The following is a 23,111-nucleotide window of genomic DNA, read 5'->3' as shown; positions in this document are numbered from 1 at the left end:
ATACTTTCATGCTTTTCGGTAATATGTTTATTACTTAAAAGCGTAAGCTGCCTCCATAAGCTGGACGACGCAGTACGAACACCCGACGTGCGCGCTGCCCGGCACGCAACGGAGGGTCAAATGAAGCATTTCGGGATCAAGGCGGTGGCGCTGGTGGCGCTGCTGGGGATAGGCGGCGGCATCGGCGGCGCCCATCTGCTGACCGCCAGCCGCAAGACGGACACCACGGCCAGCGTCGATCCGCAGGACCGCCGGCTGGCCGAAGCCGGCGCCTATATCGCGCGCACCGCCGACTGTGTCGCCTGTCATAGCGTGCCGGGCGACAAGCCCTTCGCGGGCGGCCTGGCGATGCAGACGCCGGTCGGCACCATCTATTCGTCCAATATCACGCCCGACAAGGCCAGCGGCATCGGCGCCTACAGCTACGCCGATTTCAAGAACGCGGTGCAGTACGGCATCCGCAAGGACGGCGCGGCGCTCTATCCGGCCATGCCGTATCCGTCGTACGCCATCATGCCCGACCGCGACATCCAGGCGCTCTACGCCTACTTCATGGCCGACGTCGCGCCGGTCGCCAAGCCCAGCGCCGATTCGACTATCCCGTGGCCCCTGAACATGCGCTGGCCCATGGCCTGGTGGCAGCTGCTGTTCGCCGGCAAGCGCGACTTCGCCGCGCCGGCGGGCGCCGACGAGCAGGTCAAGCGCGGCGCCTACCTGGTGGAAGGCCCGGGCCACTGCGGCGCCTGCCACACGCCGCGCGGCCTGGCCTACCAGGAAAAGGCGCTGTCGATGGCCGACGGCGACGCCTTCCTGTCGGGCGCCGTGATCGACGGCTGGCGCGCCAAGAGCCTGCGTGGCGAGGCCCGCGGCCTGGCCTCCTGGAGCGCGGCCGATATCGCGCTGTTCCTGAAGACCGGCCGTACCGACCGGGTGGCGGTGTTCGGCGCCATGGCCGACGTGGTCGAGCACAGCACGCGTTATTTCACCGATGACGACCTGGCCAGCATCGCGGCCTACCTGAAGCAGCTGCCGCCGGTGCCGGGCAAGGTGCCGGTATTCCCCGCCAAGGCGGACAACACCACCGCGTCGCTGCTGGCCGGCCGCTACGACTCGCGCGGCGCGGTGATCTACATGGAGCATTGCGTCATCTGCCACCGGGCCGACGGCCAGGGCATGGCGCGCATTTTCCCGGCGCTGGCGGGCAACTCCGCGATCTTCGCGCAGAACCCGCAGTCGATCATCCAGATCACCCTGGAAGGCGGCAAGATGCCCGCCAACGACCATGACGCCATGGCCTTCGCGATGCCGCGCTTCAACCACCTGAGCGACCAGGACATCACCGACGTCATCAACTTCATCCGCACGGCCTGGACCAACCAGGCGCCGCCGATCGCCAGCGACGAGGTCGCTCACATCCGCGGCTTCCTGGCCAGCAAGAAGCCGAACATCGTGTCGGGAGGCAAGCATGAATAAGCTGTACAAGATCGCCGCCGCGGTGGCGCTGATGGCGGGCGGCGGCCTGGCCGCGCTGGCGGCTCCGCCCGCGCCGGCGGGCGAGCCCAAGACCTTCGCCGTGCTCGACAAGGACGGCAAGCGGCTGGCCGACTACACCATTCCGTCCGACACCCTGATCGACAAGGAGCCCAACGCCGAGCAGATCCGCTACGGCCAGCGCCTGCTCAACGAAACCCGCCGGCTGCTGCCGAACAACACCGGCGCCAGCCTCAACTGCAGCAGCTGCCACGTGCAGCAGGGCAAGAAGCCGTTGGGCGCGCCGTACATCAATTCGGTCAATTCGTTCCCGCAGTTCAACCCGCGCGCGGGCCGCGAAGTGACGCTGGCGGATCGCATCAACGGCTGTTTCCAACGCTCGATGAACGGCAAGCCGCTGGACAAGGCCTCGCCCGAAATGGCGGCGATGCTGGCCTACATGAAGTGGCTGGCGCAGGATGTGCCGCATGGCGCCCAGGTGCAGATCAAGAACGCCTGGCCCATCGACACCAAGCTGGTGCCTGACTCGGCGCGCGGCAAGACCCTGTACGCGGCGCAGTGCGCGGCCTGCCACGGCGCCAACGGCGAGGGCAAGCGCGACGGCGCCGGCAACATCGTGTTCCCGCCGCTGTGGGGCGACGAATCGTTCAACATCGGCGCCGGGCTGGCCCGCACCTACAAGGCGGCGGCCTTCATCCGCAACAGCATGCCGATGGGGGTCAACACCCATGGCAACTGGGGCGAGGGCGCGGTGCTGTCCGACCAGGACGCGGTCGACGTGGCCGAGTACTTCACCCACATGCCGCGGCCGGACTTCCCGCCCAAGGAGAAGGACTGGCCGGACGGCAAGAAGCCGAAGGACGCGCGCTACTGACGCGTGGCGGGGCGAGCGGCCGGCTTGCCCCGCGTCCTACAATCGGCGGGTCATCCTTAGTCCGGGCCCGCCATGGAACTGCGCCAGCTTCGTTATTTCGTCCGCGTCGTCGAAGCCGGCAGCATCGGCCGCGCGGCGATGTCGCTGGGCATGGTGACCTCCGCGCTCAGCCAGCAGATCAGCCGGCTCGAAGGCGAGCTGGCCACGCGGCTGCTGCAACGCAGCGCCAGCGGCGTGGTGCCGACCGACGCGGGGCTGGCGTTCTTCCGCCAGGCCCAGCTCGCGCTGCGCCATGCCGACGACGCCGTCCACGCCGCGCAGCAGGCGCGCCTGGCCGGCCATGTCAGCGTCGGCCTGTCGTCTACCACCGCGTCCATCCTGGGGGCGCCGTTCGTGCAGGCCATGAACCAGCGCTATCCGGATATCCGCCTGCATCTGGTCGAGGCGCTGTCGGGCCACCTGGCCGACATGCTCAACGGCCGCCAGCTCGACCTGGCCGTCGTGTTCCACGCCGAGGCGGCGCGCCGCTGGAGCGTGATGCCGCTGCTGGACGAGCCGCTGTACCTGTGCGCCGGGCGCGGCATGGCCGGCCTGCCCGCCGGCCCCACCACCCGCCTGGAGGCCATCGCCGGCCTGCCGCTGGTGCTGCCCAGCGGCCGCCACGGGCTGCGCGCCCTGGTCAGCCAGGCGTTCCAGCAACGCGGCCTGACGCCGCGCGTGGTGGCCGAGGTCGATGGCCTGGCGCTGCTGATGGACGTGGTGCAACTGGGCTATGCCGCCACCATCCAGCCCAGTTCGGCCACCGCGCGCATCGCGCCGGGGCAGCTGGCCATGGCGCGGATCGACGACGCCGACCTGTTCCGGCCCAACCTGCTGGCCAGCCTGTCGGATGACGAGCTGTCGCCCGCCGCGCTGGCCGCGCGCCTGGTGCTGGCGGACGTGTCGCGCACCCTGGCGCGCGACGGCAGGTGGGCGGTGACGACGTTGCACGCGGCCGGATCGGAGGCCGCACCCTTCACGAATCATGAAGACCCGTTGACGCCGCGCTGATATCGCGGCGCGCGGCGCCGGCCTACAGTCCGTTCCTTGATCCGGGAACGAAGACATGGTCGATGTATTGGTGGTGGGCGGGGGCAATGCGGCGCTGTGCGCGGCCCTGATGGCGCGCGAGGCCGGCGCCAGCGTGTTGCTGCTGGAGGCCGCGCCGCGCGAATGGCGCGGCGGCAATTCGCAGCACACGCGCAACCTGCGCTGCATGCACGACGCGCCGCAGGACGTGCTGGTGGACGCCTATCCGGAAGAGGAATACTGGCAGGACCTGCTCAAGGTCACCGGCGGCCAGACCGACGAAAAGCTGGCGCGGCTGGTGATCCGCGCGTCCGCCACCTGTCGCGACTGGATGCGGCGCCACGGCGTCCATTTCCAGCCGCCGCTGTCGGGCGCGCTGCACGTGGCCCGCACCAACGCCTTCTTCATGGGCGGCGGCAAGGCGCTGGTGAACGCCTATTACCGCAGCGCCGAGGCCCTGGGCGTGCGCATCCGCTACGGCGCGCCGGTGGACGCGCTGGAACTGGAGAACGGCCGCTTCAAGGCCGCCCGCATCGGCGCCGAGCGCATCGAGGCGCGCGCCTGTGTGCTGGCGGCCGGCGGTTTCGAGTCCAACCGCGACTGGCTGCGTGAGGCGTGGGGCCAGAACGAGCGCGGCGAATGGCCGGCCGACAACTTCCTCATCCGCGGCACCCGCTACAACCAGGGCGTGCTGCTCAAGTTCATGCTGGACGCGGGCGCCGACCGCATCGGCGATCCGTCGCAGTCGCACTGCGTGGCGATCGACGCGCGCGCGCCGCTGTACGACGGCGGCATCTGCACCCGCATCGACTGCGTCTCGCTGGGCGTGGTGGTCAACCGCGACGCGCAACGCTTCTACGACGAGGGCGAGGATTTCTGGCCCAAGCGCTACGCCATCTGGGGCCGCCTGACCGCCATGCAGCCGGGGCAGATCGCCTATTCCATCATCGACGCCAAGGCCGTCGGCCGCTTCATGCCACCGGTGTTTCCGGGCGTCACCGCCGATTCCGTGCCGGAACTGGGGCGGCGGCTGGGGCTGGACCCCGTGGCGTTCGCGCGCACCCTCCGCGAATACAACCAGGCCTGTAGAACCGGCACCTTCGACCACACGACGCTGGACGACTGCCGCACCGAGGGCCTGGCGCCCGCCAAGACGCACTGGGCCCGGCCCATCGACACCGCGCCGTTCTACGGCTACGCGCTGCGGCCCGGCATCACGTTCACCTATCTGGGCCTGAAGGTGGATGAGACCGCCGCGGTCCGTTTCAACGGCGTGCCCAGCGACAACCTGTTCGTGGCGGGCGAGATGATGGCAGGCAACGTGCTGGGCAAGGGCTACACGGCGGGGGTGGGCATGTCCATCGGCACCGCCTTCGGCCGCATCGCTGGCACCCGCGCCGCGGCCGCCGCGCGCCAATCGCATCACGCAGGAGCATCGCATGCGGCAGCTTGAGACCCTGGCCCGCGAGGCCCAATCGTTCGCGCAGCCGGCCCCGGCGATGATCGAACAGCCGGTGCGCTGGCATGGCCGTGGCGCCGCCGTGCTCAGCCCGGACGAAACCGAGGTGGCGCGCGTCATGCAGATCTGCAACGCCTGTCGCTACTGCGAAGGCTTCTGCGCCGTGTTTCCGGCCATGACGCGGCGGCTGGAGTTCGGCAAGGCCGACCTGAACTACCTGGCCAACCTGTGCCACAACTGCGGCGCCTGTCTGCACGCCTGCCAGTACGCGCCGCCGCACGAGTTCGCGGTGAACGTGCCGCAAGCCATGGCCAAGGTGCGATTGCAGACCTATACCGAATACGCGTTTCCGGCCGCGCTGGGCAAGCTGTACCAGCGCAACGGGCTGACGCTGTCGCTGGCCACGGCGGCGGGGCTGGCGTTGTTCCTGGCGTTGACGGTGATGCTGACGGGCGGCCTGTTCCACGCGCCGCTGGCGGGCAATTTCTACGCGGTGTTTCCGCACAACACGCTGGCGCTGATGTTCGGCGCGGTGTTCGGCTGCGCCATGCTGGCGCTGGGCATCGGCGCGGCGCGCTTCTGGCGCGATGTCAGCCCCGGCGCGGCCAGCGGCGCGGCGGTGGCCGAGGCCGCGCACGATGCGCTGCGCCTGCGCTACCTGGATGGCGGCCACGGCCAGGGTTGCAACAACGCCGATGACGCCTTCACGCCGTGGCGCAGGCGCTTTCACCACTTCACGTTCTACGGCTTCATGCTGTGCTTCGCCGCCACCTGCGTGGCCACGCTGTATCACTACCTGCTGGGGCAGCAGGCGCCGTATCCGTTCTGGAGCGCGCCGGTGCTGCTGGGCACGGCGGGCGGCATCGGCCTGTTGATCGGGCCGGCGGGCCTGCTGTGGCTGAACCTGAAACGCCATCCGCTGCAGGGCGACGCGGCGCAGAAGCCGATGGACCGGGGCTTCATCGCTTTGCTGTTCCTGACCAGCGCCACCGGCCTGGCGCTGCTGGCCGGCCGCGATACCGGCGCCATGGCGCTGCTGCTGGCGGTGCACCTGGGCGTGGTGATGGCGCTGTTCCTGACCCTGCCCTACGGCAAGTTCGCCCATGGCATCTATCGCTCGGCCGCGCTGTTGAAGTGGGCGATCGAAAAGCGGCAGCCCGACAAGTTGCGGTTGGGCGCCGATTGAGCCGCGCGGCGGCCACCGCCCGGCCGGCCCGTGCATGACGGCGTCCTCGAAGGCGCCGCGATTCCAATATCCTCAGGAGACTCGCATGTTCCCTTATCGCCTTGCCCATGCGGCATTCGCCGCCGCCTGTCTGCTGCCGGCCCTGCCGGCCGCGCACGCGCAGACCTATCCCGCCAAGCCCATCACGCTGGTCGTGCCGCATTCGGCCGGCGGCACCTCCGACATCCTGGCCCGCACGGTGGCGGCCGAGGCGGCGAAGACGCTGGGGCAGACCATCGTGATCGACAACAAGGGCGGCGCCAACGGCACCATCGCCGCCAAGCAGGTGGCATCGGCCGCGCCCGATGGCTATACGCTGCTGCTGGCGACCGCCAGCACGCATGGCATCAACCCGTCGCTGTACTCGCGCATTTCGTATGACGCCGTCAGGGACTTCACGCCGGTCACGCTGCTGGCCACCGTGCCCAACGTGCTGGTGGTCGGCCCTAACGTGAAGGCCGCCACCGTGTCCGAGCTGATCGCTTACGTCAAGGCGCGGGGCGATCGCAGCAACATGGGATCGGCCGGGGCCGGCACGCCGGGCCACCTGGCCGGCGAGATGTTCAAGCGCGCCGCCGGCCTGCAGTTCACGCATGTGCCGTACAAGGGCGGCAGCCCGGCCATCACCGATTTGATCGGCGGCCAGATCGACTTCATGTTCACGACGATTCCGGGCGTGCTGCCGCACGTGAAGGCAGGCACGCTGCGCGCGCTGGCGGTGACCTCGCCGCAGCGCTCGCCGGCGTTGCCCGAGATCCCGACCATGGCGGAATCAGGCCTGGCGGGCTTCCAGGCGCTGTCGTGGCATGGCGTGGTGGCGCCGGCGGGCACGCCGGACGCGGTGGTGGCGCGGTTGAATGAGGCCCTGGGCGGCGCGCTGGCGGCGCCGGCGGTCAGGCAGCGCCTGATGGAAGAGGGCGCGCAGGCGTCGAACTTGCATACCGCCGCGTTCACCGCGTTCATCGGCCAGGAGATCGCGGCGTGGGCGCAGGCGGTCAAGGACTCCGGCGCGACCGCCAATTGAGGCGCGAGGCGGACAAGCCCCCGTGGGCCTTTGTCCGCTAGAAGCGCGTCGGCTGGCCGTTCAGCGCGCCTGGTAGGCGTCGCACAAGGCCAGGTATTCGTCGCCGCTGATCTCCAGCGCCATCGCCTGGATCAGCACGCGCTTGCGGTCCGGCAGCGAGGTCTTCAACTGGATCTGGCGGGCGGTGGGGATGCCGACGTAGGTCTGGTTGACGTAGGTGTTCTCGTTGATCGCCTGCCACGGGATGACGGTGCCGTCCTTCACCCGCAAGCCTTCGCGGGTGAAGGTGAACACCGGCTGGGCCGGGCCGAAGGCGCGCATCAGGCAGCGGATCACCAGCCATACGCCGATGGCGGCGATGGCCGCGAAGAACGCCATGCCGCCGAGATTGCCGCGGGCGCGGGCGGCCAGGGCGCCGAACGCCACCGCGCCCACCGTCCAGATGACGGCGCCGGCGATGAGGCGGTTGCGCGAGTAGTACACCGGACGGTCGGCCAGCGTTTGGGCTTGGTGCGAGGCGGAGCTGTAGATTTCCATGTCGAGGCTGCGGAGGTGGGATGAGAGGCCGCCACGAAGGGCGGGAGTCGGGAGTCAGGCGGCGGGAAGGTAGCGCTGCAGACAGGCCAGCATCACGGGCTCGTTGTCGATGCGGGAGCGGTCGATCTTGTGGGTCTTGCCCTGCGCGACGATGATCAGCGTTTCGTCGGTCTCCATGCCCTCGCTGTCGGACTGCGTGCGGATCGTGTCGATCGCCGTCCACGGAATCTGCTGGCCCTTGTGCACCAGCCCGGCCGCGTTCATGCCGAGGGCGCCGAAGGCGACGGTGGCGCCGGCATCGATGCGGCGCCGGGCGTCGGCTTCGAGATCGCCGCCGACGCGCGCGTCCAGAAGCTCCAGCAGTTCGTCGGCGCCTTCCCAGATAGCCAGGCGCAAGCGCACGCGTTCGCCGTTGGCCAGCGTGAGCAGCAGATGATCGCGATTGTGTCGATGACGCAGCGATGCGATGTCGCTGAACGCCACCGTGCGTGCGCCCAGGTGCAGCGCGCGGTCATCCAGCGTCAGGGCGGCGGGCGCGCGCCACCAGGCGACCAGGTCCGAACCGCGCCACAGCAGGTAGCCCACGGTGGGCAGCGTCAGGAAGAAGACCAGCCACATGGCGCGATAGCGCAGCATCTCGACCAGCAGGCCGCGCGGCAGCAGCCAGATGTCAATGATGGCCAGCAGCTGCGCGCTGAACAGGTACAGCAGCGCGGCCGCGCCGAGGTAGCAACCCAGCGCATGGCGCGGTAGAACACGGGGAAAGGAAGCCGTCATGAGCAACGCGCCGCGACGCGGCACCGTCCTGATGTTGAAGGCTTCGCACTCTAAGGGATGGGCGCCGGGGCGGGGTTTCCATCTGTATCAATATGGCGGATTTCATGTCGCCATGAGCTTGCCGAGCGTCGCCATGCCTTGCTCCATCTCCGCGTTCCAGGGGTGGCCGCAATTCAATCGCAGGAAGTTGCCGAACGCGCCGGACGATGAAAACAGCGGCCCTGGCGCGATGCTGATGCCGTGGTCCAGCGCCGCGCGATGCAGGCGCAAGGTGTCGATGTGCGCGGGCAGTTCGACCCAGGTGAAGTAGCCGCCCAGCGGCCGCGTGGCGCGCGTGCCCTTGGGAAAGTAGCGCGCCACCGCCTGCAGCATCTCGCCTTGCTGCAAGGCCAGCGTCTGGCGGAACTGGCGCAGGTGGCGGTCGTAGCCGCCCTGGGCCAGGTAGGCGGCAATCGCCGCCTGTGTCGGCGCGGCGGTGGCCAGGCTGGTGGTGAGCTTGTTGCGCATGATGGCGCGGGTGTAGCGCCCGGCCGCGACCCAGCCGACGCGGTAGCCCGGCGCCAGCGTCTTCGAGAACGACGAGCAGTGCATCACCATGCCGTCGGCATCGAAGGCCTTGGCCGGCCGCGGCCGGTTGGCGCCGAAATACAGTTCGCCGTAGACGTCGTCCTCGATCAGCGCCACGCCGTGGCGCGTCAGCAGCCTGACCAGCGCTTCCTTCTTGGCCTCGGGCATGAGGCTGCCGAGCGGATTCTGGAAGGTCGTCATCAGCCAGCAGGCGCGCGGCTGGTGTTGCACGATGGCCTGTTCCAGCGCCCGCAGGTCGATGCCTTCGCGCGGATGCGTGGCCACCTCGATGGCGTGCAGCTGGTTGCGTTCGAGCGACTGCAGCGCGGCATAGAACGTGGGCGATTCCACGATCACCGCGTCGCCGGGCCGCGTGACCGCGCTCAGGCACAGGTTGAGCGCGTCGAGCGCGCCGTTGGTGATGATGATGTCGTCCACCGGCACCGTCAGGCCGTCGGCCAGGTAGCGCAGGGCGATGGCACGGCGCAGGGCCGGGTCGCCGGGGCTGAGATCGTCGATGGAGCCCCACGGGTCCAGCTGCTGCACCGTGGTCGCCATGTAGCGCGCCAGCCGGCCATAGGGCAGCAGCGACGGGCTGGGAAAGGCCGAGCCGAACGGCAGCATGTCGCGCCGCAAGGTGGCGTTGAGCACCTGCAGCACGTTGTCGCTGACATCGACGGGATGGCGGCCCGCGGCGGCGCTGGACAGGTCGTCGGGCTCGGGCAGCGTGGCCTGCGAGGCGCGCAGCACGTAGTAGCCCGAGCGGTCGCGCGCGCGGATCAGGCCGCGCGCTTCCAGCAGGTAGTAGGCCTTGAACACCGTCGACGGACTGACGCCGCGGCTGGCGCTGGTCTGGCGCACCGAGGGCAGCCGGTCGCCCGCCTGCAGCAGGCCGGACAGGATCGAGGCGGTGATTTCTTCGGTCAACCGTTCATAGCGCTTCATAAGGGGATCCGGGGAAGACGGCGGTTCAGGTCGACATGCCGATGGCGCGCATCACCAGCCGCAGCGCGCCCGCGGCCAGGCCCAGCGACGCCACGCCGCCGGCCCAGATCAACAGCAGCCACAGCAGCCGGCCGCGCCAGGAGGGCAGGGAGGTCGGCGCGGCCATCAGTGAAACGCCTCGCCGGTGCGCACCTTGCCGCGGAACACGTAGTAGGACCAGGCGGTGTACATCAGGATAATCGGAATGATGGCGAGCGCGCCGACCAGGGCGAAGCCCAGGCTCTGCGGCGGCGCGGCCGCGGTCCAGATCGACACGTCCGGCGGAATCACGGCGGGCCAGATGCTGATGCCCAGGCCGCTGTAGCCCAGGAACACCAGGCACAGCGCCAGCACGAACGGCCCCGCGGCCGGCGCGCCGCGCACGCGGCGCATCAGGTCGATGCCGGCGGCCGCCACCAGCAGCGGCACCGGCAGGAACCAGAACATGTTGGGCAGGCTGAACCAGCGCTGCGCGATATGCGGCTGCGCCAGCGGCGTCCACAGGCTGAGCGCGGCGATCACCGCCAGCAGCGCCAGCGTCAGCGGCCGCGCCAGCGCGCACATGTGGCGATGCAGGCGGCCCTCGGTCTTCATGATGAGCCAGGTGCAGCCCAGCAGCGCGTACGCCACCACCAGGCCCGCGCCGGTGAACAGCGAGAACGGGCTGATCCAGTCCCACGGCCCGCCCTGGTAGACGCGGTCGACCACCGGGATGCCTTCGATGTAGGCGCCCAGCGTCACGCCCTGGAAGAAGGTGGCGCAGAGCGAGCCCAGCACGAAGGCGCGGTCCCACAGCGCGCGGTGGCGCGGGTCGGCCTTGAAGCGGAACTCGAACGCCACGCCGCGGAAGATCAGCCCCAGCAGCATGAACACCAGCGGCAGGTGCAGCGCGCTCAGGATCACCGAGTACGCCAGCGGAAACGCGGCCAGCAGCCCCGCGCCGCCCAGCACCAGCCAGGTCTCGTTGCCGTCCCACACGGGGGCGACGGTGTTGACCATGGCGTCGCGCTCCTCGGCGTCGGCGATCAGCGGAAAGAGGATGCCGATGCCCAGGTCGAAGCCGTCCATCACCACGTACATCATCACGCCGAACAGGATGATGACGGCCCATATCAATGCAAGGTCGATGCCCATGGCGTCAGGCTCCTTTGAATCCAGGTTGCGCGGACGTGGCGTCCGCCGAGGTGGACGCGGCCGACAGCGGCCGCGACGGCTGGCGCGGTTCGCCCGGGCCGCCGGACAGCGGCGCGTGGCCGGGCGCCGGCGTCGGCCCCATGCGGATCAGGCGCAGCATGTACGACACGCCGGCGCCGAACACGAACAGGTACACCGCCACGAACAGCGCCAGCGTCAGCGTCAGTTCGCCCAGGCCGTGGCGGGTGGCGGCGTCGGCCGTGCGCATCACGCCATAGACGACCCAGGGCTGGCGGCCGATCTCGGTCACGTACCAGCCGGCCAGGATGGCCACCAGCCCGGACGGCCCCATCCACAGCGCGAAGCGCTGCAGCGCGCGCGACTGGTACAGCCGGCCGCGCCAGCGCGCCCACAGCGCCCAGGCCGCCAGCAGGATCATCAGCATGCCCAGCCCCGCCATCACGCGGAACGACCAGAACACCACGGTGGCGTTGGGCCGGTCCTCGCGCGGATACGACTTCAGGCCGGGGAACTGGCCGTCCCAGCTGTGCGTGAGGATCAGGCTGCCCAGGCGCGGCACGTTGAGCGCGTAGCGGGTCTCTTCGCGTTCCATGTCGGGAATGCCGAACAGCGTCAGCGGCACGCCCGCGCCCGGTTCGTTGTCCCAATGGCCCTCGATCGCGGCGATCTTGGCGGGCTGGTGCTTGAGCGTGTTCAGGCCGTGGAAGTCGCCCACCACCGCCTGCAGCGGCGCCGAGATCGCCAGCATGGCCATCGCCATCGCGAACATCTTTTTCACCGCCGGGCTGCGGTCGCCGCGCAGCAGGTGCCAGGCGCCGGACGCGCCCACCATCAGCGCGGTGGCCAGGAATGCGGCGATGCCCATGTGCGCCAGGCGATAGGGGAACGAGGGGTTGAAGATCACCGCCAGCCAGTCGGTCGGCACCACGCGGCCGTCCAGGATCTCGTAGCCCGCGGGGGTCTGCATCCAGCTGTTGGACGCCAGGATCCAGGTGGCCGACACCAGCGTGCCCAGCGCCACCATGATGGTCGAGAAGAAGTGCAGGCCCGGGCCCACGCGCGACCAGCCGAACAGCATCACGCCGAGAAAGCCGGCCTCCAGGAAAAACGCGGTCAGCACTTCGTAGGCCAGCAGGGGCCCGGTGACGCTGCCGGCGAAATCGGAAAAGAAGCTCCAATTGGTGCCGAACTGGTACGCCATCACCAGTCCGGACACCACGCCCATGCCGAAGTTGACGGCGAAGATCTTGGTCCAGAAGTGGTAGAGGTCGCGGTAGACGGTGTTGCGGGTGCGCAGCCAGCAGCCTTCGAGCACGGCCAGGTAGCTGGCCAGGCCGATGGTGATGGCCGGAAAGATGATGTGGAAGGAAATGGTGAATCCGAACTGTATTCGGGCAAGCAGTAACGCGTCGCTATCCATGGCGGGTGATTCCTGACTTCAAGGCCCGCGCGATCCTGCCGCCAACGGGCGGCGTGCGCGGACAGGCCGATGCCTGTAGCGCCAAGATAGGCCGGCGGCGCTGTGCAGTACAGATTCAGACGACGCTGAAAAAAGCGGATCAGTTTGGGGCGTGGGTGGATCCGGGACCGCATCGCCACAGGGGAAACCGCGTCAACGGCATGAAAGGGCCAGATCATGGCGTTACAAAAAAAGCGGCGCAGCAATGAAGCTGCGCCGCTTGATCCGGCCGGCTGGAGAGTGCACCCGGCGCCAGGTCGGACCGTTCAAGTCGATGGCGCGGCGCGTTGCCGTTGGCGCAGCGCCGTGACGGTTTCGCCACCGACGCCCCAACTGTCTGTGTCGACTTCCTCGATGACCACGAACGTGGCTTGCGGGTCCTTGCCGAGCACGCGCACCACCAGGTCGGTGGCGCCCTTGATCAGCTCGGCTTTCTGCTCGCGCGTGGCGCCTTCGCGGGTGATCTGGATGTTGATGTAAGGCATGCGGATTCCTCGATGCGGGATAGGCCGGCGCGCGCGCCGGCGGGGCGGGTCAACGGGCTTACCAGCGGCCGGCCGCGGCGCCACCGTCGACGGGGACGATGGCGCCGGACGTGAACGACGAGTCGGTCAGGTACAGCACCGCATCGACCACGTCGCTGGTGTGTCCGCGGCGGCCGGACGGCGACAGGCGGTCCAGGAAATCCGTGTCGCCGCCGTCATGCATGGGCGTTTCGATGATACCCGGGGCGACGGCGTTGACGCGGATATTGTGCGGCGCCAGTTCCAGCGCCAGCGCCTGCGTCGCCTGGTTCAGGCCGCCCTTGACCAGCACCGGCAGCAGCGCCGGCACCTGCTGCTGCGGCTGCAGCGCGATGCTGGCGGTGATGTTGACGATGTGCCCGCCGCCGTGGGCGGCCATGTGGGCGGCGGCTTGCTGCGACGGGTAGAAGAAGCCCTTGAGATTGGTGCCGAACAGCGCGTCGGCGTCGTCGGGGGTGTATTCACCCAGCGGCTTGGCGATGAAGATGCCGGCATTGTTGACGAGCACGTCGACCTTGCCAAAGGCCTGCGTGGCGCGGTCGAACAGGGCGCGCGCGGTGTCGGGGTGGCCGATGTCGCCGGCCACGCCCAGGAAACGCGGCGGATTGCCCAGCTGGCGGGCGGCCTGCGCCAGGCGCTCGGCGCTGCGGGCATTGCCCACGACGTTGTCGCCGCGCTCCAGATAGGCGCGGGCGATGGCCAGGCCGATGCCGCTGGAGGCGCCGGTCACGATGATGGTCTTGGGTTGCTTGGACATGTGTGGACTCCGAGATAAGAGGGGGTAGCGCCACTCTACTTATGACTCGAAACGTGATAAACACACCAAATATCAAATCAATGAATACACCGTGTAATGAATAGGGGCCTGCCATGCAACGCCGTTTCGAAGACCTGATGCTGGGCAGTGTCGAACTGTTCTGCCTGGCGGCCGAACTGCAGAGTTTCACCGCCGCCGCCAATGCCGCCGGGGTGACGCCGGCCGCGGTCAGCCGGTCGGTGTCGCGGCTCGAAGAACGGCTGGGCGTGCGCTTGTTCGTGCGCACCACGCGGCAGATCCGCCTGACCGCGGCGGGCCAGCGCTACATGGAGCAATGCCGTTCGGCCCTGGCCCTGCTGAACGAAGCAGAGCGCGAAGTGACCGGCCAGCAGGCCGAGCCGGCCGGCAAGCTGCGCATCAGCCTGCCCACGCCTTACGCGCATCATCGCGTGCTGCCGCTGCTGGGCGAGTTCCGCCAGCGCTACCCGCTGGTGCAGGTCGATGTCCACATCAGCAACCGCAACATTGACTTTGCCGAGGAAGGCTACGACCTGGCGATCCGGGGACGCCTGCCGCCCGATTCCAATTTGGTGGCGCGCAAGCTCGAGGACGCGGAGATGGTGCTGGTCGCCGCGCCCGGCTATTTGCGGCGGGCGGGCACGCCGCGCACCCTGGACGATCTGCGGGAGCACGACTGCATCCAGTTCGAACTGCCCAGCACCGGTCGCAACATTCCCTGGATCTTCATGCGCGATGGCCGACAGATCGAGGTGCCGACGGCAGGCGGCACCAGCTGTTCGGGCGACGTGCTGGGCGGGGTCAGCCTGGCGCGCCATGGCGCCGGATTGTTCCAGGCCTATCGCTTCTCGGTACGGGAAGACCTGCGGCGCGGCGATCTGGTTGAAGTCATGCAGGCATTCGGCGGCGCTTCGCGCGCGTTCACCCTGCTTTATCCCCATGTGCGCCACGTGTCGCTGCGGGTGCGGACGTTTGTGGATTTCCTGCTGGAGCGCCTGCGCCAGTGAGCGTCGCGCGGCGCTGCGCCCGCTGGCTCAACCACACGCTGCCCACCACGATCGCCATGCCGGCCATCTGCGCCGCGCTCAGGCGCTGGTCGAGCAGGGCCCAGCCCAGCAGCACCGCCGAGACCGGACTCAGGAAGCCCAGCGACGACACCACGGCGGGCTCCAGGCGCGCGATGCCGCGGAACCAGATCACGTAGGTCAGCGCCGCGCCGATCAGCCCCAGGTAGGCGATGCCCAGCACGTTGAGCGCGGTCACCGGCGGCAGCGCGGGTTCGGCCAGGAGCGCCACCGGCAGCAGCAGCACGCCGCCCGCCGTCAGCTGCCACGAAGTGAAGGTCAGCGCCGACACCGGCGGCTGCCAGCGGCGGCTCAGCACGGTGCCCAGCGCCATCGACGCGGCGCTGGCCAGCCCGGCGGCCACGCCCACCGGATCCAGCGCCGCCTTGGGGCCGAGCACCAGCAGCGCCACGCCGCCGATGCCGGCCAGCGCCGCCAGCACCGCCAGTCCGCGCACCGGCGTGCCCAGCAAGGCGCGCGCCAGCAGGATCACGACCAGCGGCTGGATCGCGCCCAGGGTCGCGGCCACGCCGCCCGGCAGGCGGTAGGCGGCCACGAACAGCAGCGCCCAGAACACGGAGAAGTTCAGCGCGCCCAGGATCGCGGTGCGCAGCCACCAGATGCCGTGCGGCAGCTGGCGCACGGCCAGCAACAGCAGCAGGCCGGCGGGCAGCGCCCGCAGCATCGCCACCGTCAGCGGATAGCCCTGCGGCAGCATCAGGGTAGTGACGACATAGGTGCTGCCCCAGATGGCGGGGGCGGCGGCGGTCAGGAGCAGGTCGGCGCTGCGGGACATGGCGGGATTCCTTCAGGCCGGCTGGCGCCAGGGAGGGCGGGCCGGCGGCTTCGATACCGACAGGCTAATTGAATCGCCATCGAACGATAATATCGATTCCGGTCGCGACATCATTCACTGGCAGTAAATAAAAAAAGGGCCGTCCCATGGATCATCTCACCGCGCTCAAGGTCTTTCGCCAGGTGGTCGAGCAGGGCGGGTTCGCCGCGGCCTCGCGCCAGTTGCGCCTGTCGCCCGCGGCCGTCAGCAAGAACATCGCCGAGCTCGAGGCGCACGTCGCGGCGCGGCTGCTGAACCGCACCACGCGCCGCATGAGCCTGACCGAGGCGGGGCGGCAGTACTACGAGCAGGTGGCCCGCATCCTCGACGATCTGCGCGACGCCGAGCAGGCGCTGGGTCCGCTGCAGCAGGAGCCCGGCGGCACGTTGCGGGTCAGCGCGCCGATGTCGCTGAGTCTGACGCTGCTGTCGGCCGCCATGCCCCGGTTCCTGGCGCGTTACCCGCGCCTGTCGCTCGACCTGCATCTGGAGGACCGCCGCATCGACCTGGTCAAGGAAGGCTTCGACGTGGCCATCCGCGGCAGCGACCGGCTGGAGGATTCGAGCCTGGTGGCGCGCAAGCTGATGGCGCTGGAACACGTGCTGTGCGGCGCGCCGGCGTACTTCGACCAGCATGGCGAGCCGGCGCAGCCCGCCGACCTGCGGCGCCTGGAGTGCGTGCGCTTCACGCTGTCGGGGCATGCGGACGAATGGACCTTCCGGCGCGGCGCGCAGGTCGAGCGCATCCCGGCGCGCGGCCGCTACAAGGTCAGTTCCAGCCTGGCGGTGTGCGATGCCTTGCGGGCCGGATTCGGCGTCAGTCTGGTGCCGCGGGTGTATGTGCGCGACGACCTGGAGCGCGGCACGTTGCGCGCCGTGCTGCCGGACTGGACGCCGGTGGAGACGGACGTGTACGCGGTGTACCCGTCGCGGCGTCACATGGTGGCCAAGGTGCGCGCGCTGGTGGACTTCCTGGTCGAGGAACTGGCGCCGCCGCCGGCGTGAGGCCGGCGGGGCGACAGGCCGGGCGACGGGCGGCATCGCGCCGCCGCCCGTCGCCCGGCGCGCGTCAATACATGTGCTGGCCGCCGTTCATGGCGACATTGCTGCCGGTCATGAACGCCGCCGCGTCGCTGCAGATGAACGCCACCAGCGCGGCGATCTCGTCGGGCTCGCCCAGCCGGCCCAGCGGAATCTGCGGCAGGATCTTCTCCTTGAGCACGTCCTCGGGCACGGCCTTGACCATGCGCGTGGCCAGGTAGCCGGGCGACACGGTGTTGACCGTGACGTTCTTCCTGGCCAGCTCCAGCGCCAGCGCCTTGGTGAAACCGTGGATGCCGGCTTTCGACGCGGCATAGTTGGTCTGCCCGAAGGCGCCCTTGGAGCCGTTCACCGACGAGATGTTGACGATGCGTCCCCAGCCGCGGTCGGCCATCGGCCCGCACAGGGGCTGCGTCATGTTGAACATCGAGTCCAGGTTGCTGCGCAGGACGTCGTTCCAGTTCTCGTAGCTCATCTTGCGCAGGCTGGCGTCGCGCGTGATGCCGGCGTTGTTGATCAGGATGTCGATCTCGCGGCCGTCGTCGGCCAGGCGCCGCGCCAGCGCCTGGCAGGCGTCGTAGTCGGCCACGTCGACCTTGACCATGTCGTAGCGGCGGCCGGCGGCCGCCTCTTCGTCGAGCCATTCGCGCGTGGCCGCTTCGCTGGAATGGCAGGTGACGATGACGTCGTGGCCGGCGTCGTGCAGGGCCCGGGCGATGGCGCGGCCCAGGCAGCCCGCGCCGCCTGTGATGAGCGCGGTGCGTTTAGTCGCCATGGCGGGCTCCGAACTGGCTGGCTTCGCGCATGGCCGAGCAGGCCGAGGTCATCTGGTCGCAATACGACGACCACATGCGTGTCAGCGGCGAGTCGGTCAGGCCGCCGCTGGCCGCGGCCGAGGCGTTGCGCAGCCAGCCGCTCACGGCTTCGCTGACGCCGGCGGCCAGCGCCGCCTGGTCTTCCAGCGCGGCGTGGGTGATGGCCTGGCTGGCCTCGAGCTGGCACTGCCATTGCTTGCGCGTGACCTCGCCCAGCGCGGGGGCGATGTTCTGCCAGTTGCCGTCGAGCTTGAGCGGCGCCAGGGTCGACAGGTACTGGCCGGTGCCGTCGCTGGCCAGGCGCTGGCCCAGCTGCAGCCAGCGCTGCTGGCTTTCGCGCGCCAGCTCGCCCAGTCGTTGGCAATAGGCGGCGTTGGCGCCGGCGAGGTCCTGGGGCGTGGGGGCGGTTGTCTTCTTCATCATGCGTCCTTTTAAGAGAGTGGTAAGGGGCAACGAATGCACAGGCCTCACGCCATCTGGCTGAGGGTCTTGCGGAATCGGGTCAACGAGAAGGCGAACAGGACGCTGCCGATCAGCGCCAGCGCCAGGAAGGGCTGCCACACGACGCTCAAGCCCGCGCCGCGGAAAAGAATGGCCTGGCCGAGTTCCACGAAATGGGTGGTGGGGGCGGCCAGCATGATGTTCTGCACGAAATCCGGCATGCTTTCGCGCGGCGTGGTGCCGCCCGACAGCATCTGCAGCGGCAGCAGCACCAGCACCAGCAGCATGCCGAATTGCGGCATGCTGCGTGCGAGGGTGGCCATGAAGATGCCCATGGAGGTGGTCGCGAACAAGTGCAGCGCCACCCCGGCCAGGAACAGCGCCACCGATCCCTCGACCGGCACCTGCAGCAGGCCACGCACGACGAATGTCAACGATAGCGCAGCCGACACCAGGACGACCAGCCCCATGGACCAGACTTTCGCCAGCATGATCTCGGTCGGTGTAACAGGCATGACCAGCAGGTGCTCGATGGTGCCGTGCTCGCGCTCGCGGATCAGGGCCGCGCCGGTCAGGATGATCGACAGCATCGTGACGTTGTTGATGATCTCCATCAGGCTGCCGAACCAGGCCTGCGTCAGATTGGGGTTGAAGCGCATGCGCACGGCCAGGTCCACCGGCAGCTCGGTCGGCTTGCGGTAGCGCTTGACGAATTCATTGATCTCGTCGGTGATGATCTGCTGGATGTAGCTGCTGCCGGTGAACGCCTGGCTCATGCGGGTGGCGTCCACGTTCAGCTGGATCTCGGCCGGCTTGCCGGCCAGCACGTCGCGCTGGAAGTTGGGCGGGATGTTGACGGCGAAGGTGTAGCGTCCGGCGTCCATGCCGGCGTCGGCCTCGGCCGAGGTGATCATTTCTGGCCGGGTGAAGTGCGGCGGGTAGAAGGCCGAGGTGATGCGCGCCGACAGCGGCGAGGCGTCCTCGTCCACCACCGCGATCGCGGCGTTGTGCAGCGACTCGGGCACGGCGGTGGCGGCCGTGTAGATCATCAGCGTGAACGACACGAAGATCAGGACCAGCATCATCGGGTCGCGCGCCAGGCTCCACAGTTCCTTCACGCCCAGCCGGAAGATATTGGCGGTATGTCGCGGCATGGTTCAGGTCTCCTGTTTCTTCAAGAGCAGCACCGAGGCGCCCAGGATCACGGGGATCGCGACGAGCAGGGGCCAGAACGAGCCCTGCAGGTTGGAGAAATCCAGCGCCTTGCTGAACACGCCGCGGCTAATCGTGAGCATGTGGGTGGCGGGGTAGACCTGGCCGATCAGCTTGCCGGCGCCTTCCAGCGACGACACCGGGTTGAGCAGGCCGGCGAACTGCACCGCCGGCACCAGGGTGCCGATCATGGTGAAGAACAGCGCCGCGATCTGGCTGCGCGTGAAGGTCGAGGCCAGCAGGCCGATGGCGGTGGCGACCACGTTGTAGATCAACGCGGCCGCCAGCAGCGTGAGGAAGCTGCCGGTGATCGGCACGCCGAACAGCGTCACCGCCAGCAGCGTCATCAGCAGGAAGTTGAGCATCGCCAGCGCCACGTAGGGCGCCTGCTTGCCCAGCAGGAATTCCAGCCGCGTCACCGGCGTGACGTACAGATTGATGATCGAGCCAAGCTCCTTCTCGCGCACCACCGCCAGCGCCGTCAGCATCGCCGGCATCATCAGCAACAGCAGCGGGATCACGGCCGGCACCATGGCCGGCAGGCTGCGCACGTCCGGGTTGTAGCGAAAGCGCGTCTCGATGCCGACCTGCTGCGTGGCGCCGGCCCCCAGCCGTTCGCGCGCCTGCTGCTGCAGCCAGCCCTGGTGCATGCCGAGCACGTAGCCGCGGATGGTCTCGGCGCGCTGCGGCATGGCGCCGTCGATCCAGACGCCGACCTGCGCGTTGCGGCCGCGCTCGGCGTCGCGCGCGAAGCCTTGCGGAATCTCGATCGCCAGCGACAGTTCACCGCTGCGCATGCGCGCGTCCATGTCCTGGTAACTGCTGATCGGCGGCTGTTCGATGAAATAGCGCGAGCCCGCCAGGTTCAGGCTGTAGTTCTGGCTCAGCGTGGTCTGGTCGCGGTCCATCACCGCGTAGCGCAGGTCTTCCACGTCCAGGCTGATGCCAAAGCCCATCACGAACATCAGCAGCAGCGAGCCGGCCAGCGCCAGCGTGGCGCGCACCGGGTCGCGGCGCAGTTCCAGCGCCTCGCGCCACATGTAGCTGAAGGTGCGCTGCAGGCTGACGCCGCGGGTCTCGTGCGCCGGTGGCTCCGGGGCGGCGGCCGGCGCGGGCGCTTCCGCCTCTGTCTGGGCCTGGCCCGGCTGGGTGCCGGCCCCGGCGTCGATCAGATAGGCGATGAAGGCCTCTTCCAGCGTCCTGGCGCCGCGCATCCGCGTGATCTCGTCGGGCGCGGCGCTGACCAGCACCTTGCCCGCGTGCATCAGCGACATGCGGTCGCAGCGCTGCGCCTCGTTCATGAAGTGGGTCGAGATGAAGATGGTGACCTGGTCGCGCCGCGCCAGCGCGATCAGCAGGCGCCAGAAATTGTCGCGCGCCACCGGGTCCACGCCCGAGGTCGGTTCGTCCAGGATCAGCAGCTCGGGCTTGTGCACCATCGCGACCGCCAGCGACAGGCGCTGGCGCACGCCCATCGGCAGTTTCTCGGGCAGTTCGTCCAGCACGTCGCCCAGGTCGAAGCGCGCCGCCATCTCGTCGACCCGGCCGGGAATCTCGGCCTCGGGAACGTGGAACAGCCGCGCATGCAGCACCAGGTTCTGCCGCACCGTCAGTTCGCCATACAGCGAGAACGCCTGCGACATGTAGCCGACGCGGCGGCGCGTGTCGATGTTGCGCGGGTCGACCTCGGCGCCGAACAGCCAGGCCTTGCCCTCGCTGGCCGGCAGCAGGCCGGTCAGCATCTTCATGGTGGTGGACTTGCCGCAGCCGTTCGAGCCCAGGAAACCGAAGATCTCGCCCTTGCGGATGCGGAAGTTGACGTGATCGACCGCGACGAAGTCGCCGAAGCGCATGGTCAGGTCGCGCGCCTCGATGGCGATGACGGCGTCGTCGTCCAGCGTCAGCGGCGGGATCTCGACGGGCTTGTGGCCGCGCCGCTTTTCCTCGGGCAGCAGCGCGATGAAGGCGGCTTCCAGCGTGTCGGTGTCGGTGCGCTGGCGCAACGCATCCGGCGTGCCGGTGGCCAGCACGCGGCCCGCGTCCATCGCGATCAGCCAGTCGAAGCGCTGGGCCTCGTCCATGTACGCGGTGGCGACGATCACGCTCATGCCGGGGCGGTCGCGGCGGATGTCGTTGATCAGGTCCCAGAACTGCGCCCGCGCCAGCGGGTCGACGCCGGTGGTGGGCTCGTCCAGGATCAGCAGGTCGGGGTCATGGATCAGCGCGCAGCACAGGCCCAGCTTCTGCTTCATGCCGCCGGACAGCTTGCCGGCCGGCCGCGACAGGAACGACGCCATGCCGGTGCTTTGCGTCAGGCTGTCGATGCGGCGGCGGCGCTCGGCCTCGCCGTGGCCGAACAGGCGGCCGAAGAATTGCAGGTTCTCTTCCACCGACAGGGTCGGGTAGAGGTTCTTGCCCAGGCCCTGCGGCATGTAGGCGATGCGCGGGCAGACCGCGTCGCGGTGCGCCTTGCTGGCCATGTCGCCGTCCAGCACCTCGACCGTGCCGGCCTGCACCGCGCGCGACCCGGCGGCCAGCGCCAGCAGGCTCGACTTGCCCACGCCGTCGGGGCCGATCAGGCCCACCATGCGGCCGGCGGGGATGTCCAGGGAGATGTCGTCCAGCGCCAGCGTCTTGCCATAGCGCAGCGTCACCCCCGACAGCTTGACCACCGGGGCGGGGGAGGCTGTCGTGGTCGCGGTCATCACGGCACCTTGACTTCAAGGTTGGCGGGCCATTGCGCGTCGCCGTCCAGCTTCAGCCAGGCCACGCCGGGCAGGCCGGTCTTGACCTGTTGCAGGTGCTGCCGCAGTAGTTCGGGATCGATCTGCGCCTTGACGCGGAACATCAGCTTCTGGCGCTCGGTGGCGGTTTCGACGGTCTTGGGCGTGAACTGCGCGGTGCTGGCCACGAACGACACCTTGGCCGGGATCACGTATTGCGGCGCGGCGTCCAGCACGATGCGCACGTCCTGTCCCAGCGCCACGCGGCCGGCGGCCTGCTCGGGCAGGAAGAAGGTCATGTAGACGTCGGCCAGGTCGACCATGTTCAGCACCTTGCCGCCCGCGCCCAGCACTTCGCCGGCCTGCGCCACGCGGTATTGCACGCGGCCGTCGCGCGGCGCGCGCAGTTCGCTGTCGGTGATGTCGGCCTCGATGCGGGCGATGGTGGCCAGCGCGGCGTTGACCGCGGACTGGGCGCCCACCTGGGCCGCCTTGGCCGCGTCGATGGCCGCCTGCGCCGCCTTGACCTGGGCGCGCGCGGCGTTGACGGCGGCCTGCGCGCTGCGCATGCGGGCGCGGTCGTCATCCAGTTCCTGGATCGACGAGGCGCCTTCCCTGGACAGCGTCTCGGAGCGCGCCAGGCGCCGGCGCGCGGCGTCCAGCTCGCTTTCGCGCTGCGCCACCACGGCCTCGGCGGCCAGCTTGTCGCTCTCGCGCTGCGCGATCTGGGCGCTGGCGCTGGCGGCGTTGTTGATGGCCTGCTGGTGCTGGGCGCGCGCTTCCTCGCGCTGCGCCTGCAGCGTGTCGATCTGCATGCGGGCCAGCGGCTGGCCGGCGGCGACGAAGTCGCCCTCGGCCACCAGCACGTCCTGCACGCGGCCGGCCAGCTTGGTGGCGACGTCGACCTCGGTGGCCTCGATGCGGCCATTGCCGCTGACGAAGCCGGCGCCGGGGCCGGTGTCGGACAGCATGCGCCAGCCGTAGTAGCCGGCGACGGCCAGGGCCAGGATCGCGAGGACGGGAATCAGTTTTCGGGTAGGCAGCTTCATGGTGCGGGTCCTG

At 69.3% G+C, this 23,111-nt stretch carries 22 protein-coding genes; 8 read left to right on the top strand and 14 right to left on the bottom strand.

Features of this window, described 5'->3' with window-relative positions; genetic code table 11:
- Window positions 1-120 precede the first annotated feature (120 nt).
- The 6 genes from H0523_RS05315 to H0523_RS05290 all read left to right on the top strand — a co-directional run bounded on the left by H0523_RS05315 (window position 121) and on the right by H0523_RS05290 (window position 7,141).
- Window positions 121-1,473: a c-type cytochrome gene (locus H0523_RS05315; protein WP_054429059.1), complete on the top strand. Its 1,353-nt coding sequence runs from the start codon at window positions 121-123 to the stop codon at window positions 1,471-1,473.
- The gene (locus tag H0523_RS05310) at window positions 1,466-2,365 is read left to right on the top strand and encodes a c-type cytochrome (RefSeq protein ID WP_054429058.1); all 900 of its coding nucleotides are present in this window, start codon (window positions 1,466-1,468) and stop codon (window positions 2,363-2,365) included. Before H0523_RS05315 ends, H0523_RS05310 begins: the two co-directional genes overlap by 8 nt.
- A gap of 72 nt (window positions 2,366-2,437) precedes the next feature.
- The gene (locus tag H0523_RS05305) at window positions 2,438-3,415 is read left to right on the top strand and encodes a LysR family transcriptional regulator (RefSeq protein WP_054429056.1); all 978 of its coding nucleotides are present in this window, start codon (window positions 2,438-2,440) and stop codon (window positions 3,413-3,415) included.
- Between the two features lie 55 nt (window positions 3,416-3,470).
- Window positions 3,471-4,886, top strand: a complete 1,416-nt coding sequence (gene tcuA, locus H0523_RS05300; RefSeq protein ID WP_054429052.1) for an FAD-dependent tricarballylate dehydrogenase TcuA — start codon at window positions 3,471-3,473, stop codon at window positions 4,884-4,886.
- Window positions 4,873-6,078, top strand: coding sequence for a tricarballylate utilization 4Fe-4S protein TcuB (gene tcuB, locus H0523_RS05295; protein WP_054429050.1), 1,206 nt, complete (start codon window positions 4,873-4,875; stop codon window positions 6,076-6,078). Before tcuA ends, tcuB begins: the two co-directional genes overlap by 14 nt.
- An 85-nt stretch (window positions 6,079-6,163) precedes the next feature.
- Entirely contained in the window at window positions 6,164-7,141 is a 978-nt protein-coding gene (locus H0523_RS05290) for a Bug family tripartite tricarboxylate transporter substrate binding protein (RefSeq protein ID WP_054429049.1), read from the top strand.
- A gap of 60 nt (window positions 7,142-7,201) precedes the next feature.
- On the opposite strand, the gene H0523_RS05285 is transcribed toward H0523_RS05290, so the two are convergent.
- From H0523_RS05285 to H0523_RS05250, 8 genes are all read right to left on the bottom strand, one after another.
- A complete protein-coding gene (locus H0523_RS05285; RefSeq protein WP_054429046.1) occupies window positions 7,202-7,678 on the bottom strand; it encodes a hypothetical protein in 477 nt (158 codons plus the stop codon).
- Between the two features lie 54 nt (window positions 7,679-7,732).
- The gene (locus tag H0523_RS05280; RefSeq protein WP_054429045.1) at window positions 7,733-8,455 is read right to left on the bottom strand and encodes a hypothetical protein; all 723 of its coding nucleotides are present in this window, start codon (window positions 8,453-8,455) and stop codon (window positions 7,733-7,735) included.
- A 102-nt stretch (window positions 8,456-8,557) separates the two neighbouring features.
- Entirely contained in the window at window positions 8,558-9,967 is a 1,410-nt protein-coding gene (locus tag H0523_RS05275; protein ID WP_054429043.1) for an aminotransferase-like domain-containing protein, read from the bottom strand.
- Window positions 9,968-9,992: 25 nt separating this feature from the next.
- Complete coding sequence (locus tag H0523_RS05270; RefSeq protein ID WP_082404317.1) at window positions 9,993-10,133, bottom strand: DUF2474 family protein; 141 nt, start codon at window positions 10,131-10,133, stop codon at window positions 9,993-9,995.
- Window positions 10,133-11,140: a cytochrome d ubiquinol oxidase subunit II gene (cydB, locus tag H0523_RS05265; RefSeq protein ID WP_054429041.1), complete on the bottom strand. Its 1,008-nt coding sequence runs from the start codon at window positions 11,138-11,140 to the stop codon at window positions 10,133-10,135. The genes H0523_RS05270 and cydB overlap by 1 nt, the downstream gene beginning before the upstream one ends.
- A 4-nt stretch (window positions 11,141-11,144) precedes the next feature.
- Window positions 11,145-12,581 (bottom strand): cytochrome ubiquinol oxidase subunit I, encoded by a 1,437-nt coding sequence (locus tag H0523_RS05260; protein ID WP_054429039.1) that lies wholly within the window; start codon window positions 12,579-12,581, stop codon window positions 11,145-11,147.
- Window positions 12,582-12,886: 305 nt separating this feature from the next.
- The gene (locus H0523_RS05255) at window positions 12,887-13,105 is read right to left on the bottom strand and encodes a tautomerase family protein (protein ID WP_054429037.1); all 219 of its coding nucleotides are present in this window, start codon (window positions 13,103-13,105) and stop codon (window positions 12,887-12,889) included.
- 58 nt (window positions 13,106-13,163) lie between these two features.
- Window positions 13,164-13,901 carry an SDR family NAD(P)-dependent oxidoreductase gene (locus H0523_RS05250; protein ID WP_054429034.1) on the bottom strand — a complete coding sequence of 246 codons (738 nt, stop codon included), beginning with the start codon at window positions 13,899-13,901 and terminating at the stop codon, window positions 13,164-13,166.
- 113 nt (window positions 13,902-14,014) lie between these two features.
- Between H0523_RS05250 and H0523_RS05245 the strand changes: the two genes are divergently transcribed.
- Window positions 14,015-14,926, top strand: a complete 912-nt coding sequence (locus H0523_RS05245) for a LysR family transcriptional regulator (RefSeq protein ID WP_054429032.1) — start codon at window positions 14,015-14,017, stop codon at window positions 14,924-14,926.
- On the opposite strand, the gene H0523_RS05240 is transcribed toward H0523_RS05245, so the two are convergent.
- Window positions 14,841-15,779: an EamA family transporter gene (locus H0523_RS05240; protein WP_054429031.1), complete on the bottom strand. Its 939-nt coding sequence runs from the start codon at window positions 15,777-15,779 to the stop codon at window positions 14,841-14,843. The genes H0523_RS05245 and H0523_RS05240 overlap by 86 nt on opposite strands.
- A gap of 146 nt (window positions 15,780-15,925) precedes the next feature.
- Here H0523_RS05240 and H0523_RS05235 point away from each other — a divergent pair, with 146 nt between their 5' ends.
- A complete protein-coding gene (locus H0523_RS05235; RefSeq protein ID WP_054429030.1) occupies window positions 15,926-16,822 on the top strand; it encodes a LysR family transcriptional regulator in 897 nt (298 codons plus the stop codon).
- A 64-nt stretch (window positions 16,823-16,886) separates the two neighbouring features.
- Here the strand turns inward: H0523_RS05235 and phbB are convergent, their stop codons facing one another.
- Genes phbB through H0523_RS05210 form a run of 5 tightly spaced genes read right to left on the bottom strand, consistent with a single transcriptional unit; the run spans window position 16,887 to window position 23,098 of the window.
- Window positions 16,887-17,633 carry an acetoacetyl-CoA reductase gene (gene phbB / locus H0523_RS05230; RefSeq protein WP_054429029.1) on the bottom strand — a complete coding sequence of 249 codons (747 nt, stop codon included), beginning with the start codon at window positions 17,631-17,633 and terminating at the stop codon, window positions 16,887-16,889.
- Window positions 17,623-18,096: a hypothetical protein gene (locus tag H0523_RS05225; protein ID WP_054429028.1), complete on the bottom strand. Its 474-nt coding sequence runs from the start codon at window positions 18,094-18,096 to the stop codon at window positions 17,623-17,625. Before H0523_RS05225 ends, phbB begins: the two co-directional genes overlap by 11 nt.
- A gap of 44 nt (window positions 18,097-18,140) precedes the next feature.
- A complete protein-coding gene (locus H0523_RS05220; protein ID WP_054429027.1) occupies window positions 18,141-19,268 on the bottom strand; it encodes an ABC transporter permease in 1,128 nt (375 codons plus the stop codon).
- Between the two features lie 3 nt (window positions 19,269-19,271).
- Window positions 19,272-22,031 carry a ribosome-associated ATPase/putative transporter RbbA gene (gene rbbA / locus H0523_RS05215; protein ID WP_054429026.1) on the bottom strand — a complete coding sequence of 920 codons (2,760 nt, stop codon included), beginning with the start codon at window positions 22,029-22,031 and terminating at the stop codon, window positions 19,272-19,274.
- On the bottom strand, window positions 22,031-23,098 hold the full coding sequence (locus tag H0523_RS05210) for an HlyD family secretion protein (protein WP_054460401.1): 1,068 nt from the start codon (window positions 23,096-23,098) through the stop codon (window positions 22,031-22,033). The genes rbbA and H0523_RS05210 overlap by 1 nt, the downstream gene beginning before the upstream one ends.
- Window positions 23,099-23,111 lie beyond the last annotated feature (13 nt).

Origin of the sequence: Achromobacter insuavis, assembly GCF_902859645.1 — a bacterium.
Classification (GTDB): Bacteria; Pseudomonadota; Gammaproteobacteria; order Burkholderiales; family Burkholderiaceae_B; genus Achromobacter; species Achromobacter insuavis.
Note: the sequence above shows the minus strand (reverse complement) of the source record. Positions and strands in the feature narration are given on the sequence as shown.

Excerpts from the sequence above, each read along its gene's own strand:
- H0523_RS05315 (WP_054429059.1), top strand. The coding sequence starts at position 121 with ATGAAGCATTTCGGGATCAAGGCGGTGGCGCTGGTGGCGCTGCTGGGG.
- H0523_RS05310 (WP_054429058.1), top strand. The coding sequence starts at position 1,466 with ATGAATAAGCTGTACAAGATCGCCGCCGCGGTGGCGCTGATGGCGGGC.
- H0523_RS05305 (WP_054429056.1), top strand. The coding sequence starts at position 2,438 with ATGGAACTGCGCCAGCTTCGTTATTTCGTCCGCGTCGTCGAAGCCGGC.
- tcuA (WP_054429052.1), top strand. The coding sequence starts at position 3,471 with ATGGTCGATGTATTGGTGGTGGGCGGGGGCAATGCGGCGCTGTGCGCG.
- tcuB (WP_054429050.1), top strand. The coding sequence starts at position 4,873 with ATGCGGCAGCTTGAGACCCTGGCCCGCGAGGCCCAATCGTTCGCGCAG.
- H0523_RS05290 (WP_054429049.1), top strand. The coding sequence starts at position 6,164 with ATGTTCCCTTATCGCCTTGCCCATGCGGCATTCGCCGCCGCCTGTCTG.
- H0523_RS05285 (WP_054429046.1), bottom strand. The coding sequence starts at position 7,678 with ATGGAAATCTACAGCTCCGCCTCGCACCAAGCCCAAACGCTGGCCGAC.
- H0523_RS05280 (WP_054429045.1), bottom strand. The coding sequence starts at position 8,455 with ATGACGGCTTCCTTTCCCCGTGTTCTACCGCGCCATGCGCTGGGTTGC.
- H0523_RS05275 (WP_054429043.1), bottom strand. The coding sequence starts at position 9,967 with ATGAAGCGCTATGAACGGTTGACCGAAGAAATCACCGCCTCGATCCTG.
- H0523_RS05270 (WP_082404317.1), bottom strand. The coding sequence starts at position 10,133 with ATGGCCGCGCCGACCTCCCTGCCCTCCTGGCGCGGCCGGCTGCTGTGG.
- cydB (WP_054429041.1), bottom strand. The coding sequence starts at position 11,140 with ATGGGCATCGACCTTGCATTGATATGGGCCGTCATCATCCTGTTCGGC.
- H0523_RS05260 (WP_054429039.1), bottom strand. The coding sequence starts at position 12,581 with ATGGATAGCGACGCGTTACTGCTTGCCCGAATACAGTTCGGATTCACC.
- H0523_RS05255 (WP_054429037.1), bottom strand. The coding sequence starts at position 13,105 with ATGCCTTACATCAACATCCAGATCACCCGCGAAGGCGCCACGCGCGAG.
- H0523_RS05250 (WP_054429034.1), bottom strand. The coding sequence starts at position 13,901 with ATGTCCAAGCAACCCAAGACCATCATCGTGACCGGCGCCTCCAGCGGC.
- H0523_RS05245 (WP_054429032.1), top strand. The coding sequence starts at position 14,015 with ATGCAACGCCGTTTCGAAGACCTGATGCTGGGCAGTGTCGAACTGTTC.
- H0523_RS05240 (WP_054429031.1), bottom strand. The coding sequence starts at position 15,779 with ATGTCCCGCAGCGCCGACCTGCTCCTGACCGCCGCCGCCCCCGCCATC.
- H0523_RS05235 (WP_054429030.1), top strand. The coding sequence starts at position 15,926 with ATGGATCATCTCACCGCGCTCAAGGTCTTTCGCCAGGTGGTCGAGCAG.
- phbB (WP_054429029.1), bottom strand. The coding sequence starts at position 17,633 with ATGGCGACTAAACGCACCGCGCTCATCACAGGCGGCGCGGGCTGCCTG.
- H0523_RS05225 (WP_054429028.1), bottom strand. The coding sequence starts at position 18,096 with ATGATGAAGAAGACAACCGCCCCCACGCCCCAGGACCTCGCCGGCGCC.
- H0523_RS05220 (WP_054429027.1), bottom strand. The coding sequence starts at position 19,268 with ATGCCGCGACATACCGCCAATATCTTCCGGCTGGGCGTGAAGGAACTG.
- rbbA (WP_054429026.1), bottom strand. The coding sequence starts at position 22,031 with ATGACCGCGACCACGACAGCCTCCCCCGCCCCGGTGGTCAAGCTGTCG.
- H0523_RS05210 (WP_054460401.1), bottom strand. The coding sequence starts at position 23,098 with ATGAAGCTGCCTACCCGAAAACTGATTCCCGTCCTCGCGATCCTGGCC.